General features: G+C 72.2%; 1 protein-coding gene. It reads right to left on the reverse strand.

The window, feature by feature from the left end:
* A partial coding sequence (locus PUR56_RS08865; RefSeq protein WP_329948472.1) for an acyltransferase domain-containing protein occupies window positions 1–686 on the reverse strand: 686 nt, incomplete at both ends.

Genomic DNA, 686 nt, shown 5'->3' on the forward strand with positions numbered 1-686 from the left:
CGAAGCGGACCTGGTCGCGCAGGTTGGACCACCAGTAGGCCGCGTCCACCGGCTCCGTGACCCGCTCCCCCGTCACCGTCGAGAACCACGGAACACGCGGCACCGCACCCCGCACCCCGACCAGACCCGCGACCACCGCCTCCCGCACCTGCTCCACCTGCGGCGAATGCGACGCGTACCGCACCTCCACCAACCGGGCCCGCACCCCCCGCTCCTCACACCACGGCACGAACGCCGCCAACCGCGACCGCTCACCCGCCACCACCACCTGCGACGGACCGTTGTCCGCCGCCACCGACAGATCACCCCACCCACCCGACGGCTCCAACCACCGCACCACATCCGCCACCGGCGCCCCCACCGACAACATCCCACCATCACCCACGAGATCCACCAACGCACCGGAACGCGCAGCAACCACCCGCGCCCCGTCCTCCACCGTCAGCGCCCCCGCCACCACCGCGGCAACCACCTCACCCTGCGAATGACCCACCACCGCGGCAGGAACCACCCCGAACGACTCCCACCACGCCGTGAGCGCCACACCCACCGCCCACAGCACCGGCTGCACCACCTCCACCCGCGCCAACCAGTCGTCCCCGCCCCGCAGCACCGCCTCCACCGAGAACCCCGTCAACGGCAACAGCGCCGCATCACACTCCCGCAGACGATCCGCGAACGCTCGC

This window comes from Streptomyces sp. BE303, assembly GCF_036290945.1.
Taxonomy (GTDB): Bacteria; Actinomycetota; Actinomycetes; order Streptomycetales; family Streptomycetaceae; genus Kitasatospora.